Here is a 21,994-nt window from a genome sequence, read left to right as displayed (position 1 = left end):
GGGCGAGATCAGGCCCACGCCCGCCGTCGAGTGCCGGGTCCGCGCGATCCACGGGTAGACCTTCTGCCCGGGCAGCTGGCCGCCCTCACCGGGCTTGGCGCCCTGCGCCATCTTGATCTGGATGTCGTCGGCGTTGGCAAGGTACTCGCTGGTCACCCCGAAGCGGCCGCTGGCGACCTGCTTGATCGACGATCGACGAAGGTCGCCGTTGGCGTCCGGTGTGAACCGTCTGGCATCCTCGCCGCCCTCGCCGGTGTTCGACTTCGCCCCGATCCGGTTCATCGCGATCGCCAGCGTCTCGTGTGCCTCGGCGCTGATCGAGCCGTAGGACATCGCACCGGTGGCGAACCGCTGGAGGATCTCCGACACCGGCTCGACCTGGTCGATCGGAATCGGCGGGCGCAGGCCCTCGCGCAGCGAGAACATGCCGCGCAGGGTGGCGTTGCGCCGCGACAGCTCGTCGACGGTGGCGGTGTACTGCTTGAACACCTCGTACTGACGGCTGCGCGTGGCGTGCTGGAGCAGGAAGACCGTCTCCGGGTTGAACAGGTGCACCTCACCCTCGCGGCGCCACTGGTACTCACCACCGGTGTCCAGGTTGCGGTGGGCCAGCTCCGAGGCGACCGCCGAGTACGCCTTGTGGTGACGGGCTGCGACCTCGGCCGCGATGACATCGATGTCCACGCCGTCCAGCCGGGACGGCGTCCCGGTGAAGTAGGTGCCCACCAGCTGCTGGGACAGCCCGATCGCCTCGAACACCTGGGCTCCGGTGTAGCTGGCCACGGTGGAGATGCCCATCTTGCTCATCACCTTGAGCACGCCCTTGCCCAGCGCCTTGATGAGGTTGCGCTGGGCCTGGTCGCGGGTGATGCCGTCCAGGTCACCGCCGTCGAGGATGCTGTCGATCGACTCGAACGCCAGGTAGGGGTTGACGGCGGCCGCGCCGTACCCCAGGAGCAGCGCGACATGGTGAACCTCGCGTGCGTCGCCGCACTCCACGATGAGACCGACCTTGGTGCGGGTCTTCTCCCGGATGAGGTGGTGGTGGACGGCCGCGGTGAGCAGCAGGGAGGGAATCGGAGCCTTGTACCGGTCGGAGTCACGGTCGGACAGGACGACGACGCGGGCACCGTCCGCGATCGCCTCGCTGACGCCACGGCAGATCTCGGCCAGCCGCTCGGCGAGCGCCACGCCACCGCCGTCCACGTCATAGAGGCCACGCACGGTCACCGCCGCGAACCCGGGCATGTCACCGTCGTCGTTGATCCCGACGATCTTGGCGAGTTCGGTGTTGCTGATGACCGGGAACGGCAGATGTACCACTCGACACGATGCCGGCGACGGCGCCAGCAGGTTACCTTCGGGACCGAGCGTCCGGCCCAGGCTTGTGACCATCTCCTCCCGGATGGCGTCCAGGGGCGGGTTGGTCACCTGCGCGAACAGCTGGCTGAAGTAGTCGAAGAGCAGCCGCGGACGGCCCGAGAGCACCGCGACCGGCGTGTCGGTGCCCATCGAGCCGATCGGTTCGACACCGGCTCGGGCCATGGGCGCGATGATGACGCGCAGTTCCTCCTCGGTGTAGCCGAAGACCTGCTGGCGGCGGCGGACCGAGGAGTGACCGTAGACGACGTGCTCGCGTTCGGGCAGGTCGTCCAGGGCGATCAACCCGGCGTGCAGCCATTCCCCGTACGGCGCGGCGGCGGCCAGCTCCGACTTGATCTCCTCGTCGTCGACGATCCGGCCCTGCGCGGTGTCGATCAGGAACATCTTCCCCGGCTGGAGCCGGCCCTTCTGCACCACCTTGTGCGCGGGAAGGTCCAGGACACCGACTTCGGAGGCCATGACGACCAGGCCGTCGTCGGTAACCCAGTAACGCGACGGGCGCAACCCATTACGGTCGAGCACGGCGCCGATGACCGTTCCGTCGGTGAACGCGATGGAGGCCGGGCCGTCCCACGGCTCCATCAGCGCCGAGTGGAACTGGTAGAACGCCCGGCGGGCCGGGTCGATCTCGTCGTGGTTCTCCCAGGCCTCCGGGATCATCATGAGGACGGCGTGCGGGAGGCTGCGGCCACCGAGGTGGAGCAGTTCCAGGACCTCGTCGAAGCTGGCCGAGTCGCTCGCGCCGTCCGCGCAGATGGGGAAGATCCGGCGCATATCACCGGGGATGAGATCGCTGGCCAGCAGGGCCTCACGGGCCCGCATCCAGTTGCGGTTGCCACGTACGGTGTTGATCTCGCCATTGTGAGCGACGTAGCGGTAGGGATGGGCAAGCGGCCAGCTCGGAAAGGTGTTGGTCGAGAACCGGCTGTGCACGAGGGCGATCGCACTGGCGAAACGGGGATCGTCCAGGTCGGGGAAGTACGCCGAGAGCTGATGGGTGGTGAGCATGCCCTTGTAGACGACGGTGCGCGCCGACAGCGACGGGAAGTACACACCGGCTTCGCGCCGCGCCCGCTTACGGACGCAGAACGCCCGCCGCTCAAGATCGAGCAGGTCGGCGGGCTCGGCGGCTTCGGCGGGTTCACCCGCACTGTCGACCCCCGCGGGCAGGCCAAGGAAGATCTGCCGCATCCGCGGCTCGACCTCGACGGCGGCCCGGCCGACGATGTGGCTGACCACCGGAACCTCGCGCCAACCCAGTACCCGCAGGCCCTCCGCGCGGACGATACGGCTGATCGCCCGAACGGCGTTGTCCCGGTCGCCGGCGACCTGCGGCAGGAAGGCCGTTCCCACCGCATACCAGCCGGGTGGCGGTAGCGGAAAGTCGACGACGTCGCGCAGAAAGGCGTCCGGAACCTGCACCAGGATGCCGGCGCCGTCGCCGGTGTCCGGGTCGCAGCCCGACGCTCCGCGGTGGTCGAGGTTGCGCAGCACGGTAAGGCCCTGTTCGACCAGCTCATGACTGCGTCGGCCACGGACATCCACGACGAAACCGACCCCGCAGGCGTCGTGTTCGAAGGTGGGGTCGTACAAGCCTTGTGCGATCAACATCCGGCGGGTCCTGTCCGTCTTCAGGGGTTCTCCGTGAGGCGGACGACGCTGTCCGGACGCGCCACCGTGACAGGGCAGTCCCGGCCAGGCGCACTAATGAGTGTGCCACGTACGCTCAGGATCCGCCGTGATCGCTAACGGCCCGGACCCGGATGTGGCCAACCGGGCATGAAACTATCCTCACCGGCCGCTCTGCGGTACCTCGCCGGGCACCGGCTGCGGGCCGAAGTCGGTAGCCGCGTTCGGCGAACCGGCGTCCGACGAACCGGCGTCCGACGAAGCCGTGTCCACGCCCTGCGAACCGGCGTCCGCAGTCAGCGGCCCCTGGGCCGGGCCCACGGTGGCCGGCGGATCGACCGGCCTGCGTAGCACCACCATGGCGGTCACCGCGACGACGAAGACGACGATCGACACCCAGTCGTTGAGCCGCATCCCGAGAAACGTGTGAGCTTCGTCAATGCGCAGGGCCTCGATCCACCCCCGCCCGGCGGTGTACAGCGCGACGTAGAGGACGAAGAGCTTCCCCCGTCCGAGCCTGCGGCGACGATCCACCCACAGCAGCACACCGGCGACGCCGACATCCCACAGCGACTCGTACAGGAACGTCGGGTGGTAGAGCGAGACACCGGCAACGAGCTGATGCCCCGGGTCGATCCGCACTGCCCAGGGCAGATCGGTCGCCCGGCCGTAGAGCTCCTGGTTGAACCAGTTACCCCAACGCCCGACGGCTTGGGCGAGCACGAGCCCGGGGGCCGCGGCATCCGCGAACAGGCCGAACGGCGTCCCGCGATGGCGGCAGGCCAACCACACGCCGAGCGCGCCACCGGCTACCCCGCCCCAGATCCCCAACCCGCCGTGCCAGATCTTGAACGCGTCGAGGGGATGGCCGCCGGCGCCGAAGTACGCATCCGGGCTGGTGATGACGTGGTAGATGCGCGCACCGACGATGCCGAACGGAACCGCCCAGGCCGCGGCGTCCGCGGCGAGGCCGGGCTGCTGGCCACGGGCCCGCAGGCGCCGGTCGGTCACGACAATCGCGACCAGGACACCAAGTATGATCATAAAGGCATAGGCCCGCAGCGGAATGGGACCCACATGCAGGACGCCCGTCGACGGGCTGGGAATCGCGGCTAGGACCACGGTCGCCAACGCTATACCCGACATTCCCGTACCCCGGCAGGGCGGCTACCCGGCCGCATCCCGGCCGACACCGGTGGCCAGAGCTGCCGCGAGCCGTCCCACCGCCGCAGCGGCGGTATCGGGATCATCGCCCGCACGGTCGGCGTCCACCAACACCTTCACCAGGGCCGAACCCACGATCACCCCGTCGGCGAAGCCGGCGACCTCCGCCGCCTGGGTGGGCGTGCTCACGCCCACACCCACACAGACCGCAGTGTCGCTGACGGCTCGAACCCGGCTCACCAGCCCGGCCGCCTGCGCACCCACCACCGACCGGGCGCCGGTCACCCCCATGAGCGAGGCAGCGTAGATGAAGCCCCGGCTGACCTGGGCGATCCGCGCGATGCGCGCATCGGAGGAGCTCGGGGCGACCAGGAACACCGGGTCGAGACCGACCGCCGCGGCGGCGGCAAGCCACGGTTCGGCCTCCTCGGGGGGAAGGTCCGGGGTGATCGTCCCAGCCCCGCCGGCAGCCGCGAGATCCCGGGCGAACGCGGTGACCCCGTACCGCTCGACCGGATTCCAGTAGCTCATGACCAGGACGGGGGCACCGGTGGCGGCCACCGCCTCCACGGTCGCCAGGACCTCACGTGTCGTGACACCACGGCTCAGCGCGGCATTGGCCGCGGCCTGGATCACCGGACCGTCGATGGTCGGGTCGGAGTAGGGCAGGCCGACCTCGACGATGTCCACCCCCGCCTCGACCATGGCCCGCATGGCGCTGACACCACCGGCGACCGAGGGGAAACCCGCCGGCAGGTAGCCGACCAGGGCTGCTCGCCCCGCCCCGCGTGCCGTCGCGAACGTGTCACTCAACCGGCTCCGCTCACCGCCGAGACGGCTCCGCTCACCTGACAGACTCTGCACAGCGCGTCCGTTCCGTCAGCTCATGAATGATCGAGAAGGTCGAACCACCGAGCCGCAGTGTCGACATCCTTGTCGCCCCGACCGGAGCAGTTCACCAACACGACCGCGTCGGGACCCAGCTCGCGGGCGAGGGCGAACGCGCCGGCAAACGCGTGCGCACTCTCGATCGCGACCAGGATGCCCTCCAGCCGCGCGACCGTCGCCAGCGCGTCCATGGCGTCATGGTCGTCAACCACCCGGTAGGTCGCCCGGCCGGTCTCGTGCAGCCAGGCGTGTTCGGGACCGATGCCCGGATAGTCGAGCCCGGCCGAGATCGAGTGCGACACCTGGGTCTGCCCGTCGGCATCCTGGAGGAGGTAGGTCCGCATCCCGTGCAGAACGCCGGGTGCCCCGCCCGCGATCGCGGCCGCGTGCCGTCCGGTCGCCACCCCGTCCCCGCCGGCCTCGACACCGACCAGCGCAACGGACGGGTCGGCGATGAACGGGTGGAATATGCCCATCGCGTTGGAGCCGCCACCGACGCAGGCCACCACGGCATCGGGCAGCCGCCCGATGCCGTCGAGGACCTGGCCGCGGGCCTCCACACCGATGACCCGCTGGAAGTCACGCACCAACATCGGGAACGGATGCGGCCCCATGACCGAACCGATGCAGTAGTGCGTCGTGTCCACCGAGGCCACCCAGTCCCGCATGGCCTCGTTGATGGCGTCCTTGAGGGTCTGGCTGCCCGAGGCGACCGCGACGACCTCGGCGCCCAGCAGCCGCATCCGCGCGACGTTGAGCGCCTGACGGCGGGTGTCCTGCTCGCCCATGTAGACCACGCAGTCCAGGTCCAGCAGCGCACAGGCGGTGGCCGTGGCGACGCCGTGCTGGCCGGCACCGGTTTCGGCGATCACCCGGCTCTTGCCCATCCGACGGGCGAGCAGGCACTGGCCGAGCACATTGTTGATCTTGTGCGAGCCGGTGTGCGCCAGATCCTCACGCTTGAGCAGGATGCGGGCACCGCCGACGTACTCAGCCAGGCGGGTCGCGTCGGTGAGGGGGGTGGGCCGGCCGGCATATGTCGCGAGCAGCCGGTCCAGTTCCGCGGTGAACGCCGGATCGGCGCGGGCGGCTGCGTAGGCCGCCGTCAGTTCGTCCAGAGCGGCGAACAACGCCTCCGGCACGAAGCGACCGCCGAAACGGCCGAAGTGACCGGCGCTGTCAGGCACAGGGCCGCCCGGGACGACACCCTCAGGAGCGAACCCGACGGTTCCGGCGGTGGTCATCGTCTGACTGTATCGGTCAGCATCGGTCAGCCGCCTCTTTCGGTCAGCGCCCCACCCGGGTCGCCGGGTGGGCACCCGCGGTGACCAGATCCGCGACCGCCTGACGAGGATCACTCCCCGTCACCGCAGCCTCCCCCACGAGGACCGCGTCCGCTCCCGCCGCCGCGTAGGCGAGCAGGTCGTGCGGGCCGCGCACACCCGATTCGGCGACCTTGATGACCCCCGGTGGCAACAGCGGCGCCAGCCGGGAGAAGGTGTCGCGATCGACGTCGAGCGTCCGCAGGCTGCGTGCGTTGACGCCGATCAGACGCGCGCCCGCATCGACCGCACGCACGACCTCGTCGCAGTCGTGCACCTCGACCAGGGCGGTCATGCCGAGTGACTCGACCCGATCGAGCAGCCCGACCAGGCGCGGCTGATCGAGCGCCGCCACGATCAGCAGAACGATGTCGGCGCCGTGTGCCCGAGCCTCGAAGACCTGGTACGGCGAAACGATGAAGTCCTTGCGCAACACGGGCACGTCCACCGCCACCCGCACCGCGTCCAGGTCTGCGAGCGACCCGCCGAACCGGTGCCGCTCGGTCAGGACGCTCACCGCCGCCGCGCCCGCAGCCTCGAACTGCGCCGCCAGCGCCGCCGGATCCGCAATCGCGGCAAGATCGCCCTTTGACGGTGAGCGACGCTTGACCTCGGCGATCACCGAAACGGCCCGGGTGCGCAGCACAGCGAGCGCGTCCCTGGGATCCGGGACACGCTCCACCCGCCGTTTGAGCGTCGCCAGGGAGACCGCAGCCTCGCGTTCTGCAAGATCCGCCCGTACCCCGGCCAGGATGTCGTCAAGGACGCTCATCGGCCGGTACCCAGGGCTGTCGCAGCCATGGCGCCGATGTTAGGCCAGGCATCGGCCAGCGGCATCAGACCCCCGTCGACGACGGCCGACCGCCACCCTCGGCGATTGCCCTTCGGTTGACAGAAGCCGGAAACGCACCGACTTGGGCCAGCTGGAAAGCCCTCCCGCGTCGGGCATGCCCGCTGCATGTGCACGTATCGTGATTGTCCTGTCGTTGTCCTACGATGCCGCTTGCTGCCGAGGGTGCGGCGGACCGACTGGGCCGCGCCGGGCCGGTCCGCCGACGAACAGCCGCCGGTCACGTCGGGTCGTCGCCCCGGTCGATGGCCTCCCAGGCGTCGACCGGTCGGGCGGCCGCCGTCTGATAGCGGGGGGACAGCGCCGACCACGTGTGCCCCCGCAATGCCACCAGGGCGCCGCCGAACGCCAGCAGTACTCCTCCGCCGGTGGCAAGCCACGGCGCGGCCGTACTCCGAAGGTCGCGCAGATCAGCGGTGAGGCTCGGGGCGATCTGGCGCACCTGCGAGGCGACGCGCACAGCCGGCAGCGGGTCGGCGGCGATCCGGCCCGCGACGACGGCGACCACGACCCCGGCCAGCAGAACCGGCAGACCGACCAGTGCCCGCCCCCGTCGCCTCGTGGCGGCGATCGCGACAACCCCGGCCAGCCCGACCAGACCCAGCCCGGCCACGGCCGGGGCAAGATCCGAACCGGACAGCTGCACCGCGAGCGGCGCGGCGGTGACCGGTTCCCCGGCCACGGCCCCGTCCGCGACACGCAGATTCACCCAGGTCGCGCTGACGGTGAACAGGACGAGCGCGGCGCCCAGCAGGCAGCAGAGCACCGCCGCAGCCATCTCCCCGCGTCCACGGCGGCCGGTACCCGTGCCCCCGTCCGTGGCAGTACCCGTACCCCCGTCCGTGGCCGTGGCGACGGACTCCTGCTGATCGGTCATGTCGGGAGGCGCAGCGACTCGGCGATCTCGATTGCCCGCAGCACCGCCGCCGCCTTGGTGCGACTTTCGTTGTTCTCGGTCACGGGCACGGAATCGGCGACGATGCCCGCGCCGGCCTGTACGTAGGCCCGCCCGTCCCGCAGGACAGCGGTCCGGATGGCGATCGCGGTGTCCAGATCGCCGCCGAAGTCCAGATAACCGACCACGCCTCCGTACAGGCCCCGACGGGTTGGCTCAAGCTCATCGATGATCTCCATCGCACGCACCTTGGGCGCACCGGTGAGGGTGCCCGCGGGGAAGGTCGCCGTGAGCACGTCAACAGCCGACCGGTCCTGCGCGACCTCACCGATCACGGTGGAGACGATGTGCATGATCTGCGAGAACCGCTCGACCGCGGCGAACTCGACCACCCGTACCGAGCCCGGCGTACAGACCCGTCCCAGGTCGTTGCGCACCAGGTCGACGAGCATCACGTGCTCGGCCCGCTCCTTGGGATCGGCCAGCAGCTGCGCGGCGAGCTCGGCGTCCTGTTCGGGTGTGGCGCCACGGGGACGGCTGCCGGCGATCGGATGCAGCAACGCGTGCCGGCCCGTCACCTTCACGTGCGCCTCCGGCGACGATCCGACGACATCATGATCATCAAAACGGAGCAGGTACATGTAGGGACTGGGGTTCGAGGCCCTCAGGACCCGGTAGATGTCGAGGGGCGCAGCCGCGGTCGGGCGCTCGAAGCGCTGGGAGACCACGATCTGGAAGCACTCGCCGGCCCGGATCTCCTCGATGGCGGCTTCGACGGCAGCCTCGAAACGTTCCGGAGCGGTACGCGAGGCAAAGCCTGCGAGCGAGAGATCGGCGGGCGCCGTGGTGGTCGCGACCGTCGGCTCGCTCCACTTGCCGAGATCGGCGGTCATCGCCTCGAGACGGTGCACGGCGTCGTCGTAGGCTGCGTCCGGGTCGCCGTCGCCGCCGGTGAACACGTTTGCGATCAGCAGGCAGGAACCGTCGCTGTGATCGAGTACCGCGAGGTCGGCGGTCAGTATCATGCGCAGCTCGGGCATGCCCAGGTCGTCCACGCAACGGGACGGGAGCCGTTCGACCCGCCGGACGATGTCGTAGGACAGGTAACCGACCAGCCCGCCGGTGAGCGGTGGCGCATCCGGCAGCTTCGGAGTGCGCAACGCCACCTGCACCGCGCGAAGGACGTCGAGCGGGTCCCCATCGGTGGGAACACCCGGCGGCGGCTCGCCGTCGGTCCAGACGGCCGATCCGTCTCGTTCGGTGAGGGTCGCCGCGGCCCGGACACCGATGAACGAATACCGCGACCACACCCCGCCGTGCTCGGCGGACTCCAGCAGGAACGTTCCCGGCCCCCCGGCGAGTTTGCGGTAGACCCCGACCGGGGTCTCACCATCGGCGAGCAGGCGGCGTGTCACCGCGACCACCGGGTACTCGGCTGCGAGCGCGTGGAAGTCGGCCCGGCCCGGGCTGACCTCGCCTGTCGTCACGACTCGGCTCCCCTCACAGGTTCCGTGGCAGGTTGCATGGCAGGTTGGGTGGCAGGCCTCGTGGCAGCGGCCGGCAGGCTGCGGTTGTCGAAGCAGGTTCGGCGCCCGGTGTGGCAGGCCGGACCGTGCTGGTCCACCTGGACCAGCACGGTGTCCCCGTCGCAGTCGAGGGAGACCGACCGAACCAGCTGGCGGTGGCCGCTGGTGTCCCCCTTGACCCAGTACTCCCGGCGGCTCCGACTCCAGTACGTGGCACGCCCGGTGGTGAGCGTGCGGTGCAGGGCCTCGTCGTCCATCCAGCCGACCATCAGTACCTCGCCGGTGTCGTACTGCTGCGCGACCGCCGGGAAGAGACCGGCCGGGTCACGCTTGAGCAGACCGGCGATGGCGGGGTCCAGACGGGACGCGGAGGCGGGCACGAGCCCATTGTGCCGTGCGCCGGTCAGGTGAGGTCCCCGTCGAGGTCATTGGCCACGCCCGCCGTCCACGAGGCGTGCAAGCGCCGATACACGCCGGGGACACCGACGAGTTCGGCGTGGGTCCCCTGCGCGACGATTCGGCCGGCGTCGACGACCACCACCAGATCCGCAGTCTCCGCCGTGGACAGTCGGTGGGCGATCGTGACCGATGTCCGCCCCCGGGTCAGCGCGACCAACGCGCGGGCGAGCCGCACCTCTGTCGCCGGGTCGACCGACGATGTCGCCTCGTCAAGGACGAGGAGGTCCGGTGCGGCGACGTGGGCGCGGGCGACGGCGACCAGTTGACGTTCTCCCGCGGACAGCGAGCTCCCGCGCTCGCCGACCCGGGTGTGCACACCGTCCGCCAGCCCCGCAACCCAGTCCGCCAGCCCCAGCGAGGTGAACGCGGCCATGACATCGGCGTCGGAGGCCTCCGGACGCCCGTAACGGACGTTGTCCGCGATGGTCAGATCGAACAGGAAGCCGTCCTGCGGGACCATCACGACCCGCCTGCGCAACGACGCGAACCGCACCTGCTCCACGGGCACGCCGCCGAGCAGCACCTGACCGACGGCCGGGTCCATCAGCCGGGTCAGCAGCTTGGCCAGGGTGGTCTTGCCCGATCCGGTCTCGCCGACCACGGCGACCCTCGTCCGGGGCGCGATGTCCAGGTCGACGGCCGCCAGGACGAGCGGTCCCCCCGGATAGGCGAACCCGACACCGTCGAAACGCACTCCGAGCGGGCCTGGCGGAAGATCCAGTCCGCCGTCGGGGCCCGGGTCACGCACGTCCTGCGGCGTGCCCAGAACGTCGAGCACACGACGCATACCGGCGAGGGCGTTCGCTCCCTCGTTCAGCACCTCGGTCAGGGTCTGCAGTGGCACCACGAACAGTGTGACCAGGAACAGGAATGCCACCAACCGGCCGGCGCTGAGATCACCGTCCACCCCGAGCAACACCCCGCCGACCACCACGGCGCAGGTCGCGCAGGCCGCCACCAGCTCGCCCGCCGAGAAGACCGTGGCGACCATCCGCTGCGCGGCGGTCTGCGCCGACCGGTAGTGGTCCACGGAGGTGTCGACCCGCGTCGCCGTGCGCGCCTGAGCACCGTAGGCGCGCACCACCGCCGCGCCGACCACGGACTCCGAGATCGCGCCCAGCATCTGCGCGACCCGTTCCCGAACGGCCAGATACCGCTGCGCGAGAACCGACTGGAACCGCTTGATCACAAAGGCCATCGGCACGAAACAGGCGTAGACAACGATGGTCAGCGGCCAGGAGTAGACCGCCATGAGGACGGTCGCGATCAACATCTGCCCGGAGGACAGCAGCAGGATCATTCCGCCGAACTGCAGGAACTGCGACATCTGGTCGACGTCGCTGGTAACCCGTGAGGTGAGCGCCCCCCGCCGCTGCTCCGACTGGGTCAGTGCGGACAGATCGTGGATGTGCCCGAACGCGCGTATCCGCAGCGTCGCCAGCGCAGACTCCGACGTCCGGTAGAGCCGCACGCTCATCAGGTACGCCGCAAAGGCCGTCACCCCGATCGCCACCGTCGCGCCGGCCGCCGCCCAACGGACCACCGACAGGTTGGGTGTCCCGTGAAGCAGGCCGTGGTCGATGGTCTGCTGGACCGCGATCGGGACCACCACCCGTCCCACGGTGGCGATGACCGCAAGGACGAGGGTCACCGGCAGGCCGGCGGTGAGTTCCGGTACAAGGCGGCGGATCTTGCCGAGGGTCACCCCCAGCGACTCCCCGGAGCGGACCTGAGCACCGCCGTCGGGGCCACCGCCGTCGGGGCCACCGCCGTCGGCACCGCCCACCAGCACCGGGCCATCCAGCCTCGGGGCCGGGTCCTCCTGGCGAGGGGCCGGCACGGTAACGCTCACCGTGCCACTCCGGCGTCCTCGACGGCACCGTCGACGACAGCCCCGACGGGGTTCGCGCCGCCGCTCACCGGGTGGTATGCGGTCAACAACGCCGCGTACCCGGGCGAGGTGGCCATGAGTTCATCGTGGCTGCCTCGCCCGGCCACCCGTCCCCGATCCAGGTACACGACCTCGTCGGCCAGCTCGATCGTTGCCCGCCGGTGTGCGACGACAACCACCGTGGACGCGCCCGCCCGCTCCCGCAGACCAGCGAGGATGGCCGCCTCGATCCGCGGATCGACGCCGGATGTCGCGTCGTCGAGAACGAGCAGGCGCGGCTGGCGGACCAGCGCCCGGGCCAGGGCGATCCTTTGGCGCTGCCCGCCGGACAGCGTGGTTCCGCGTTCGCCGACCTGCGTGTCGAGACCGGCGGGCAGTGCCGCGACGAAGCGGTCCGCCTGCGCGCGCGCGAGCGCCTCCCACAGCGCCGCATCGTCCACGGCCAAGCCGAGCGCGACGTTGCCGCGAACCGTGTCGTCGAACAGGAACGCCTGCTGGGACACCAGGGACGCGGCCGAGCTGACCTCACCGTCGGCGAGCTCAGCAAGATCGACACCGTCGATCCGGACCGCCCCGACGTCAGGGTCGTACAGCCTGACCAGCAACCCGGCCAGGGTCGACTTTCCCGACCCGGTCCGCCCGGCGAGCGCCACCACCCGGCCGGGCGCAACATCGAAGCTCACCCCGTCAAGGGCGTGGGCCGCCGGCCCCTCCCCATCCACCGGTCGCGGGTAGGTATAGGTGACGGCGTCCACAGTCAGCCTCGCCGGGCCCTGAGCGCGCAGTGTCTGCGATCCGAAGCGCTGCTCACCGCGGGCGCGCAGGACCGCGCGCACCCGGCCGTAGCCGACAACCGACCGGGGCAGTTCACCGAACACCCAGCCGATCGCCCGCAGCGGGAAGGCCAGAAGCGTGAACAGGTAGGCGACGCGAATCAGATCTCCGACATCGAGTGCGCCCGCCGAGATCCTGGCCGTGCCGACCAGCAGGACCGCGAGAACGCCGATGTTCGGTAACGCGTCCATCACCGGATCGAACATGCCGCGCACCCGGCCGGCGCTGATCATTGCTTCCTTCAGTTCGTCTGCCTTGCGTGCGAACCGGGTGGTCTCGTCACGTTCCCGCCCCATCGTCTTGATCACCAGGGCGCCGTCGAACGACTCGTGCGCCACCCCGCTCACCTCCGCCCGCAGTTGCTGGGCGCGCGACAGCAGCGGCGAGACCTTCTGCCCGTAGATGACGTTGACGACGCCGAAGAAGGGGAAGATGACGCATCCGACGGCAGCCAGCAGCGGATCGGTCGCGATCAGCACCACCAGGGCCACGACGATCATGACAAGCACGCCCGCCGCGAACGGCAGCGGGAGGATCGGCGCCCACGTCGCCTCCACGTCCGCATTGGCATTGGACAGCAGCAGGCCGGTCGAGTGGCGCTGGTGCCACGACAACGGCAGGAGCAGATACTGCCGCGTCACCCGGCGACGGTAGAGTGCCTGTAGCCGGAACGTCATCACCCCACCGCCGAGCCGGCGCACGAACATCCCCACCGCCCTGGCAACGCCGACGGCGACCAGCAGCGTCGCTGCCAGCGTGAGGCTGCCCACCGCCACCCGCCCGGTGTCAAAGGAGGGCAGCAGGACCTTGTCCGTGACCTCGCCGAGCACGACCGAGCTCGCCACGGTCATGAGGCCGAACAGCGAACTGCCGGCAACTGCCACGGCGAACGACCGGGGTTCCTCGCGGATGCCCATCCCGATGATGGCCAGACCTCTTCGGATAACATCGGGTGAACCTGCGGAAACCGACTCCGTCGATCCCGCCGGGTCATCGGGCATGGTTCTCCTCTCGTCGCTCACCACGCCGCCGACATCGGCACCGCCCAAACGGATTCGAACCGAAAATACAGCCCGCCGCAACGGGTGTGGCCAGAATCCGACTCCTATCGGACGTCCCGGGACGCGCCACTGCATGATCACGAGACCGGGGGCGATGCCTCCGGGCGCGCGATCTGACGATCGTCGCACGCCCTTTGGCCGTCAGCGCTCCCAGGACCTCGGCCTCCGGGCGCGCGCTCAGCGAACAGGTAGGGCGGCGGCCCGCAACGCGTCCTTGACGTGACCGATGCGCAGGTGACCGAAGTGGAAGACGCTCGCGGCAAGCACCGCGTCCGCACCCGCGGCAACAGCCGGGGGGAAGTGGGCGAGCGACCCGGCCCCGCCACTGGCGATCACGGGCACGTCCACAACCGCGCGGACGGCCCCGATCATCTCCAGGTCGTAGCCGTCCCGTGTCCCGTCCGCGTCCATCGAGTTGAGCAGGATCTCCCCGGCACCGAGCTCCACCGCCCGTGCCGCCCAGGCAACCGCGTCGATGCCGGTACCGTGACGCCCGCCGTGGGTCGTCACCTCGAACCGCGGGCCGCCCGGTTCGTGGCCGCGTCGGGCATCCACCGACAGCACGATGCACTGGCTGCCGAACCGCAGCGCGCACTCGCGGATCAGCTCGGGGTGGGCGACCGCGGCGGTGTTGACACCGACCTTGTCCGCTCCCGCCCGCAGAAGCCGGTCGACGTCGTCGGGTGTCCGTATCCCGCCTCCGACGGTCAGGGGGATGAACACCTGCTCGGCGGTGCGCCGGACCACGTCGTAGGTGGTCTCCCGGTTCCCGCTGGACGCGGTGATGTCGAGGAAGGTCAGCTCGTCAGCGCCCTCGGCGTCGTACAGCTTCGCCATCTCCACCGGGTCGCCGGCGTCCCGCAGGTCGGTGAAGTTCACACCCTTGACGACCCGGCCCGCGTCGACATCCAGGCAGGGGATCACCCGGACCGCGACGGTCATCGGATGGACCCGCTCATCGGATGGGCGCGGGCCGGCCCGCCGCGACCGCCAACGCCTCGGGCAGGGTGAACGCCCCGGCGTAGAGGGCCTTGCCGACGATGGCGCCCTCGACGCCCGCCACACCCGCGATCGCGGCCAGGTCGGCCAGGGACGACACCCCGCCACTGGCGATCACGGGCCGTGACGTCGCCGCGGTGACGGCGGCCAGCAGGTCCAGGTTGGGCCCGGTGAGGGTGCCGTCACGATGAACATCGGTCACCACGTACCGGGCGCAGCCGTCGGCATCCAGGCGGGCCAGGACGTCGAACAGTTCGCCACCGTCACGGGTCCACCCACGGGCGGACAGGATCGTGCCGCGGACGTCGAGACCGACGGCAATCTTGTCGGCGACCCGGCCGATCGCGGAACGCACCCAGTCGGGGTTCTCCAACGCGGCCGTGCCGATGTTGACCCGGGCCGCGCCGGTCGCCAGTGCCGCGTCCAACGAATCGTCGTCGCGGATACCGCCGGAGAGCTCCACCGCCACGTCGACCGACCGGACCACCTCGGCGATCAGGCCACGGTTCGAGCCACGGCCGAACGCCGCATCAAGGTCGACAAGGTGGATCCACTCGGCGCCGTCGCGCTGCCAGGCAAGGGCCGCCTCGCGCGGGTCGCCGTAGGACGTCTCGGAACCGGCCTCGCCTCGGACCAGCCGGACGGCCCGGCCGTCTGCGACATCCACGGCGGGCAGGAGGATCAGCGTCACATGGCACACCCTACGGGGTGGCCCACCAGCCGCACCCCGGCCGCCTACGTCCAACCCAGCGGAGGTTCACACGATTGATTATTTTCTTGACCAGCACGATCGTGCGGCCGATCGTTGTCCAACCACCTTCGCCTCGTGGATACTGACACCCTGCTGCACGATCATGCAGCGAACCGGCAAACGCCACGGTGACGACAGGAAGGCAGACCCGAATATGCACGATCGTGCAGATCGCGTGACTCGCCTTGCAGACGCCGTGCGGCGCCGACGAGTCGATCTCGGTCTACGGCAGGAGGAGGTCGCGGACCTCGCTGACTGTTCTGAGCGGTTCGTTCACTCTGTGGAAGCGGGAAAAATCACGATACGGCTCGATAAGCTGCTCGATGTTCTCGACGTCCTGGGGCTCACGCTCGAGGTCGCTCGTGGCCATGGGAATATCGGCGTGTCATCGGACCTGCCATTGCTCACCAAGGCCACGGCGCCCGACCGGCCACAGCCATGAGAACGCCGAGAGCGGAATCGAGACAACTCGACGCATCAACCGATCTCACCGGCATCGACCGGGCCGATGTGTACAAGTCCGACCGGCTCGCCGGACACCTGGTTCGCACAGATCATGGGATCAGGTTCGGCTACACGACCGAATGGGCCAGCGGTCAGGGTGAGCCCGTCGCCACGACACTTCCCGTTGCCGAGACACCTGTGATGACCCCGGCCAACACGGTGCCGTCGTTCTTCGCCGGGCTCCTGCCGGAGGGACGCCGTCTCGGCGCGCTCCGCAGGACGGTCAAGACGTCGGCCGACGACGAGTTCTCCCTTCTCCTGGCTGTGGGTGGGGACACGATCGGCGATGTACGCGTTGTTCCCGCCGGCGCCGGTCTGACCGATGTTTCCCCGCTGCTGAGGGTCACCGATTTCACCGGCATCCGTTTCAGAGACCTCCTGGCCGACCTGAACATCCGTCCCGACCGGGTCGGAATTCCCGGAGTCCAGGACAAAGCCAGCACCGCCATGATCAGCGTTCCAGTCGCCCATCAGGCCGATCGGTACATTCTCAAACTCAATCCGCCAGAATATCCCCGGCTCGTCGAAAACGAGGCTTTCTTCCTGAAAGCCGCTCGGGATTGCAGGCTGCGCGTCGCCGAGGCCGAACTGGTCCGCGACGTCGACGGTACCGCAGGCCTGCTGGTCAGACGCTTTGACCGCACCGTCGTGGACGACGGCATCGTCCAACTCGCCTGCGAGGACGGCTGTCAGGTTCTCAACCGGCCGCCCGGTGACAAATACCTCGTCGACACCGAGCAACTTATTCGTGCACTGAGTGACGTCTGCGGCGCACCGCGTATCGCGGCCCGCATATTCCTGACTCAGCTCGTTTTCGCCTTTCTGACCGGCAACGGCGATGCCCATGCCAAGAATTTCTCTGTCCTGCGCGGGGTAACCGGGGAATGGCAGGCCTCCCCCGCGTACGATCTGCCGAGCTCGTACCTGTACGGTGACAGCACCATGGCGCTGCCGATAGCGGGCCGCCGGGACGCCGACATCTGTGGATCGGACTTCATCGCTCTCGGCGAGAAGGTTGGCGTCCCCGCCCGCGCATCCCGCAAACTCCTGGCAGACCTGTCCGCCCGCGCCGATCTGTGGCTACCCGGCCTGGTGGAACTGCCCTTCGACCTCAGGCTACTCCGAAAGCTGCGACGTACCGTCGCCTACCGGCGGGCGAGTTTGCAACGATAGTCCGGGACTTTCACGTTCCGGCGACACCGCCGGAGTTGACACCCCCGGAGTCCGACGCCGAGTAGGCGCGCCCCTTCCACGCGGCGCCGTGGCCACGGCGGTGTGCCCGCGCCGAGTCCAGTGTCATGAGCACGTAGAGGACCGCCACCGCGGGGAGAGTCAGGACGACGGGCAGCGGCTGGCGGTAGTAACGGACCATCGGGAGGTAGGTGATGGTCATCACCACCCAGGCGCTGATCCCGGCCGCAGCGGCAACGGCCGCGGCGCCGCCACCGGCACCGGCGGCGAGACCCGCCAGGCCGGCCACCGCGGCGAGCGGCGGGATGAGGTAGGCGAAGATCAGTCCGACAACGGTGCCGGCGAGCAGCGCCGGGGAATGCCGGAGCTGGGTGTACGCGCTGCGGGCGACCATCTTCCACAGGTCTGCCAGCTGCGGGTAGGGCCGGACGCTGCGCACGCCGCGCGGCCCGCGGTCGGCGAGGCCCAACCAGGTCCGGCCACCGGTCCGCTTGACCGCGCTGGCCAGGGAACAGTCGTCGATGACCGCGCCGGAGATGGCGGCCAACCCCCCGGCACGTTCCAGCGCGGCCCGGCGCAGGAGTACACAGCCCCCGGCCGCGGCCGACGTCCTCGCGTCGGGCCGGTTGGCCCGGCGGAACGGATAGAGCTGGGCGAAGAAGTAGACGAAGGCCGGGATGATGATCCTCTCCCAGCGGTTCTGAGTGCGTAGCACGGCCATCAGCGACGTGAGGTCGAGACCGCGGCTGGTTGCGTGGCTTACCAGCCGGGTGACCGAATCCGGGCCGTGGGCGATGTCAGCGTCGGTGAACAGCAGCCAGTCCACATCCGGTGGCACGGTGCGCATGCCCTGTTCCAGCGCCCACACCTTGCCGACCCAGCCGGCCGGCCGTGGCTGGCTGGTGATGACCGTCAACGGCACCTGTGCATCGGGATGCCGGCCCAGCGCACGGGCAACGTCACCGGTTCCGTCGTCGCTGGCGTCGTCGACCAGCACGACCCGCAGCGAACCGGGGTAATGCTGGCCGAGCAGCGACGGCAGACTGTGCGGCAACATCTCAGCCTCGTCCCGAGCGGGGACGATCACGGTGACCGCGGGCCAGCCGCCGGGCGGCTCGGCTCCGCCCCGCGCCAAGGCATCATCGGGATCAAGCCGGGTGTCGGTGCACCAGAACATTCCGTGGCCGCCCAGTAGCACCAACCACACCAACAGGGAACAAAACGCACAAGCCGCCAGTGTTATCACGTCCGTTAGCCTCGCAGATCGCGCCGGCTCCAACTGTCAGCAGCGCCGGACTGAGACAACAACAGCCTTCCGTTCACCCGGATGAATCAGAAATTTCCACCTGATGTAACAGATTTGAGAATCGTCCCCGCCGGGCGGCTACGACTGGTTCCAGACGGATTACGATCGACTTGGACGTAGGAGTATTACTGACCGCCGCAGTACTGTCCAGCGGCACAAGGACGTTGGTCTCCGGGAAATAGGCGGCGGAACAGCCGGCCGCGGTCGGATACGCCACCACCCGAAAGTCCGCCGCGCGCCGGAGGACACCGTCCCCCCACACGCTGACCAGATCGACCTGATCGCCGTCGGCGATGGTCAGGGCGGCGAGATCGTCGGGGTTGACGAACACGACCCGGCGGCCCTGACGGACGCCGCGGTAACGGTCGTCCAGCCCGTAGATCGTGGTGTTGAACTGGTCGTGCGAACGGACCGTCTGCAACAGCAGATGCCCGGGTGGAACCCGCAGCACGTCCAGAGTGTTGACGGTGAGCCGGGCCCGCCCGGTCTCGGTCGGGAAGGTGCGGGAGTCCCGCGGCGGGTGCGCGAGGACGAACCCACCGGGCCGCGCGACCTTCACCTCGAATTCCTCACAGCCGGGGACGACCCGGCCGATATGTCCGCGGACGCGACCGTAGTCGGCGGTGAGCCCCTCCCAGCCGACGGCGACACGGTCGCCCAGCGTCGCCCGGGCCAATCCGCAGACGATCGCCACCTCCGAACGCAGCGCGACCGAGGCGGGCGCGAGATTCCCTCGGGAGGCGTGCACCGCGCTCATCGAGTCCTCGACCGTGACGAACTGCGGCCCGCCGGCCTGCACGTCGATCTCGGTACGGCCGAGCGTGGGCAGGATCAACGCCCGCCGGCCGGTGACGGTATGCGATCGGTTCAGTTTGGTCGACACCTGGACGCTCAGTCGCAGCCGCCGGATCGCGGCCTCGGTGACCTCGGAATCAGGGGTGGCCGCGACGAAGTTCCCGCCGAGTGCGGTGAACACCTTCACCCTGCCGTCGCGCATCGCCCGCACCGTGTCGACCACGTCGAGCCCGTGTTCGCGCGGCGGATCGAAACCGAACTCGGCCGCCAGCCGGTCGAGAAAGAGCGCCGGCGGCTTCTCCCAGATGCCCATGGTCCGGTCGCCCTGGACGTTGCTGTGCCCGCGCACCGGACATACCCCGGCACCGGGACGACCGATGTTGCCGCGCAGCAGCAGGAAGTTGACGACCTCTCGGATCGTGGGCACCGAGTCACGGTGCTGGGTGAGCCCCATCGCCCAACAGACGATGATCCGTTGTGCGGCCAGCACCCGCTGCACGACCTGGTCGATCTCCGTGTCGGCCAGGCCCGTGGCGGCCCGAACATCATCGGCGGACAGCGTCCGCAGCTGCGCGGCCAGCTCGGCGAAGCCGTCGGTATGGGTGTCGATGAACGCCCGGTCGAGTACCTGCCCCGGCCGCGCGTCCTCGGCGGCCAGCAGGCGTGCGTTGATCGCCTGGAACAGGGCCAGGTCACCGCCGAGGCGGATCTTCAGGAACTGGTCGGCCAGCACCGTGCCAGACCCGATGACGCCACTGGGATGCTGCGGGTTACGGAACCGCAGCAGACCCGCCTCGGGCAGCGGGTTGATCGCGATGATGCTCGTTCCCGCGCGCTTGGCCGCCTCCAGCGCGGTGAGCATCCGCGGATGGTTCGTGCCCGGATTCTGCCCCACAATGAAGATCAGGTCAGCTTTGGCGAGATCGTCCAGGCTTACGCTGCCCTTGCCCACGCCGATCGTTTCGGTCAGCGCGGACCCGGACGACTCGTGGCACATGTTCGAGCAGTCCGGCAGGTTGTTCGTGCCGAAGGCCCGCACGAACAACTGATAGACGAAGGCTGCCTCGTTGCTGGCCCGCCCGGACGTGTAGAAGGCCGCCTCGTCCGGGCTGTCGAGCGCCTGCAGTTCCTCGGCGACAATCGCGAACGCATCATCCCAACCCACCGGGACGTAGTGCTCCGCCCCGGCCGCCTTGTACATCGGCTCGGTGAGGCGGCCCTGCTGACCCAGCCAGTAACCGCTGCGGGCGGCAAGGTCACCAATGGGATACTCGGCGAAGAACGCGGGGGTGATCCGACGAAGGGTCGCCTCCTCGGCGACGGCCTTGGCGCCGTTCTCGCAGAACTCGGCCCTTCTGCGCTCGGCCGGGTCGCCTTCGGGCCAGGCACACCCGGGACAGTCGAAACCGTCGACCTGGTTCAGCGCGAGCAGCGAGCGGACTCCGCGGCGGACACCCAACTGGTCACGGACATGCGCCATCGCGTGCAGCACACCGGGAATACCGGCCGCGGACGACGCGGGGGAACCGACCCTGATCCCGCGCTCGCCGCTGTCCTCCCGTGGAGCATGACGTGGCATCGTTGGAATCCTCTCATCATGAACCGCTGTTCACCAGTGCGTCGGCAATGCGGTGCGCACCGGTGTAGACGTTCATCGAGCCGCCGCGGACGAACCCGACCAGCGTCATCCCGGCCTCCTGGGCCAGGTCCGCCGCGAGCGATGACGGCGCGGACACCGCGACCAGCGCGGGAATCCCGGCCAACAGCGCCTTCTGGGTCAGCTCGAACGACGCGCGGCCGCTGACCACCAGGACCCGTTCGCGCAAGGGCAGCTGCCCTTCACGCGCCGCCCAGCCGACGACCTTGTCGACCGCGTTGTGGCGGCCGACGTCCTCCCGGACCACCAGCAGGTTCCCGTCGGCGTCCGCGATCGCGGCGGCGTGCAAGCCACCGGTGGTGGCAAAGACCCTCTGCGCCAGGCGAAGCCGGTCGGGAAGCGCGAGCACCACATCCGGGCGCAGCACCAGCGGGTCGGCGTCCACCTCGTACCGGCTGCGCAGCCGGACCCCGTCGATGCTGGTCTTCCCGCACAGTCCGCAGGAACTACTGGTGTAGAAGGCGCGTTCGATGCTGACATCCGGCCTGGGAACGCTCGGGGCGAGGGTGATGTCAACAACATTGTAGGTCTGGACTTCGTTGTAGGTCTGGACATCCTGGTCCTGACAGCCGGCAGCGCCGCCGACGGCACTGACGGCACTGACGGCACTGACGGCACTGACGCAGTAACGAATAGCCGTGACGTCCGACCCGCTGCCGATGATCCCCTCGCCGGCCAGGAAACCCAGAACAAGATCGATATCATGCCCGGGCGTACGCATGGTCACGGTCAGCGCCTTACCACCGACCCGCAGCTCCAGCGGTTCCTCACCAGCCAGGCAGTCGGGCCGCGCCGCGCGCTCGCCGTCGACGGAAATCCGCAAAACCCGTCTGCGTGCTGTCACCCGTCCCACCCCGCCCACACTGCCCTACCCCCGCGGCGTTTTCCA

At 69.5% G+C, this 21,994-nt stretch carries 17 protein-coding genes; 2 read left to right on the top strand and 15 right to left on the bottom strand.

Annotated features, from left to right (window positions below):
- From U9983_RS01430 to priA, 12 genes are all read right to left on the bottom strand, one after another.
- A partial coding sequence (locus U9983_RS01430) for a glutamate synthase central domain-containing protein (RefSeq protein ID WP_322752283.1) occupies positions 1–2,994 on the bottom strand: 2,994 nt, incomplete at its 3' end.
- Between the two features lie 180 nt (positions 2,995–3,174).
- Positions 3,175–4,134, bottom strand: coding sequence for a prolipoprotein diacylglyceryl transferase (gene lgt / locus U9983_RS01425; protein WP_322752282.1), 960 nt, complete (start codon positions 4,132–4,134; stop codon positions 3,175–3,177).
- A 45-nt stretch (positions 4,135–4,179) separates the two neighbouring features.
- The gene (gene trpA, locus U9983_RS01420; RefSeq protein ID WP_322752281.1) at positions 4,180–5,040 is read right to left on the bottom strand and encodes a tryptophan synthase subunit alpha; all 861 of its coding nucleotides are present in this window, start codon (positions 5,038–5,040) and stop codon (positions 4,180–4,182) included.
- 20 nt (positions 5,041–5,060) lie between these two features.
- A complete protein-coding gene (gene trpB, locus U9983_RS01415) occupies positions 5,061–6,308 on the bottom strand; it encodes a tryptophan synthase subunit beta (RefSeq protein WP_322752280.1) in 1,248 nt (415 codons plus the stop codon).
- Positions 6,309–6,351: 43 nt separating this feature from the next.
- Positions 6,352–7,158, bottom strand: coding sequence for an indole-3-glycerol phosphate synthase TrpC (gene trpC, locus U9983_RS01410; RefSeq protein WP_322752279.1), 807 nt, complete (start codon positions 7,156–7,158; stop codon positions 6,352–6,354).
- Positions 7,159–7,456: 298 nt separating this feature from the next.
- Positions 7,457–8,113 (bottom strand): Trp biosynthesis-associated membrane protein, encoded by a 657-nt coding sequence (locus U9983_RS01405; protein WP_322752278.1) that lies wholly within the window; start codon positions 8,111–8,113, stop codon positions 7,457–7,459.
- Entirely contained in the window at positions 8,110–9,618 is a 1,509-nt protein-coding gene (locus tag U9983_RS01400) for an anthranilate synthase component I (protein ID WP_322752277.1), read from the bottom strand. The genes U9983_RS01405 and U9983_RS01400 overlap by 4 nt, the downstream gene beginning before the upstream one ends.
- The gene (gene hisI, locus U9983_RS01395; RefSeq protein WP_322752276.1) at positions 9,615–10,037 is read right to left on the bottom strand and encodes a phosphoribosyl-AMP cyclohydrolase; all 423 of its coding nucleotides are present in this window, start codon (positions 10,035–10,037) and stop codon (positions 9,615–9,617) included. The genes U9983_RS01400 and hisI overlap by 4 nt, the downstream gene beginning before the upstream one ends.
- 23 nt (positions 10,038–10,060) lie before the next feature.
- Positions 10,061–11,908: an ABC transporter ATP-binding protein gene (locus U9983_RS01390; protein WP_416211243.1), complete on the bottom strand. Its 1,848-nt coding sequence runs from the start codon at positions 11,906–11,908 to the stop codon at positions 10,061–10,063.
- Between the two features lie 56 nt (positions 11,909–11,964).
- A complete protein-coding gene (locus U9983_RS01385; RefSeq protein ID WP_322752275.1) occupies positions 11,965–13,842 on the bottom strand; it encodes an ABC transporter ATP-binding protein in 1,878 nt (625 codons plus the stop codon).
- Positions 13,843–14,079: 237 nt separating this feature from the next.
- A complete protein-coding gene (gene hisF, locus U9983_RS01380) occupies positions 14,080–14,844 on the bottom strand; it encodes an imidazole glycerol phosphate synthase subunit HisF (RefSeq protein WP_322747359.1) in 765 nt (254 codons plus the stop codon).
- 13 nt (positions 14,845–14,857) lie between these two features.
- On the bottom strand, positions 14,858–15,592 hold the full coding sequence (priA, locus tag U9983_RS01375; protein WP_322747360.1) for a bifunctional 1-(5-phosphoribosyl)-5-((5-phosphoribosylamino)methylideneamino)imidazole-4-carboxamide isomerase/phosphoribosylanthranilate isomerase PriA: 735 nt from the start codon (positions 15,590–15,592) through the stop codon (positions 14,858–14,860).
- Positions 15,593–15,827: 235 nt separating this feature from the next.
- Here priA and U9983_RS01370 point away from each other — a divergent pair, with 235 nt between their 5' ends.
- Both U9983_RS01370 and U9983_RS01365 read left to right on the top strand, forming a co-directional pair.
- The gene (locus U9983_RS01370; protein WP_322747361.1) at positions 15,828–16,094 is read left to right on the top strand and encodes a type II toxin-antitoxin system Y4mF family antitoxin; all 267 of its coding nucleotides are present in this window, start codon (positions 15,828–15,830) and stop codon (positions 16,092–16,094) included.
- On the top strand, positions 16,091–17,329 hold the full coding sequence (locus U9983_RS01365; protein WP_322752274.1) for a type II toxin-antitoxin system HipA family toxin: 1,239 nt from the start codon (positions 16,091–16,093) through the stop codon (positions 17,327–17,329). Before U9983_RS01370 ends, U9983_RS01365 begins: the two co-directional genes overlap by 4 nt.
- Positions 17,330–17,339: 10 nt before the next feature.
- Here the strand turns inward: U9983_RS01365 and U9983_RS01360 are convergent, their stop codons facing one another.
- The 3 genes from U9983_RS01360 to fdhD all read right to left on the bottom strand — a co-directional run bounded on the left by U9983_RS01360 (position 17,340) and on the right by fdhD (position 21,958).
- Entirely contained in the window at positions 17,340–18,593 is a 1,254-nt protein-coding gene (locus tag U9983_RS01360) for a glycosyltransferase (protein WP_322752273.1), read from the bottom strand.
- A gap of 73 nt (positions 18,594–18,666) precedes the next feature.
- The gene (locus tag U9983_RS01355; protein WP_322752272.1) at positions 18,667–21,027 is read right to left on the bottom strand and encodes an FdhF/YdeP family oxidoreductase; all 2,361 of its coding nucleotides are present in this window, start codon (positions 21,025–21,027) and stop codon (positions 18,667–18,669) included.
- 16 nt (positions 21,028–21,043) lie between these two features.
- Entirely contained in the window at positions 21,044–21,958 is a 915-nt protein-coding gene (gene fdhD, locus U9983_RS01350) for a formate dehydrogenase accessory sulfurtransferase FdhD (protein WP_322752271.1), read from the bottom strand.
- Between the last annotated feature and the right edge of the window lie 36 nt (positions 21,959–21,994).

Source organism: Protofrankia sp. Cas3, from assembly GCF_963555955.1.
Lineage (GTDB): Bacteria > Actinomycetota > Actinomycetes > Frankiales > Frankiaceae > Protofrankia.
Note: the sequence above shows the minus strand (reverse complement) of the source record. Positions and strands in the feature narration are given on the sequence as shown.

Coding starts and splice junctions, on each gene's coding strand:
- trpB (WP_322752280.1), bottom strand. CDS start 6,308: ATGACCACCGCCGGAACCGTCGGGTTCGCTCCTGAGGGTGTCGTCCCG.
- trpC (WP_322752279.1), bottom strand. CDS start 7,158: ATGAGCGTCCTTGACGACATCCTGGCCGGGGTACGGGCGGATCTTGCA.
- U9983_RS01405 (WP_322752278.1), bottom strand. CDS start 8,113: ATGACCGATCAGCAGGAGTCCGTCGCCACGGCCACGGACGGGGGTACG.
- U9983_RS01385 (WP_322752275.1), bottom strand. CDS start 13,842: ATGCCCGATGACCCGGCGGGATCGACGGAGTCGGTTTCCGCAGGTTCA.
- hisF (WP_322747359.1), bottom strand. CDS start 14,844: ATGACCGTCGCGGTCCGGGTGATCCCCTGCCTGGATGTCGACGCGGGC.
- U9983_RS01365 (WP_322752274.1), top strand. CDS start 16,091: ATGAGAACGCCGAGAGCGGAATCGAGACAACTCGACGCATCAACCGAT.
- U9983_RS01355 (WP_322752272.1), bottom strand. CDS start 21,027: ATGCCACGTCATGCTCCACGGGAGGACAGCGGCGAGCGCGGGATCAGG.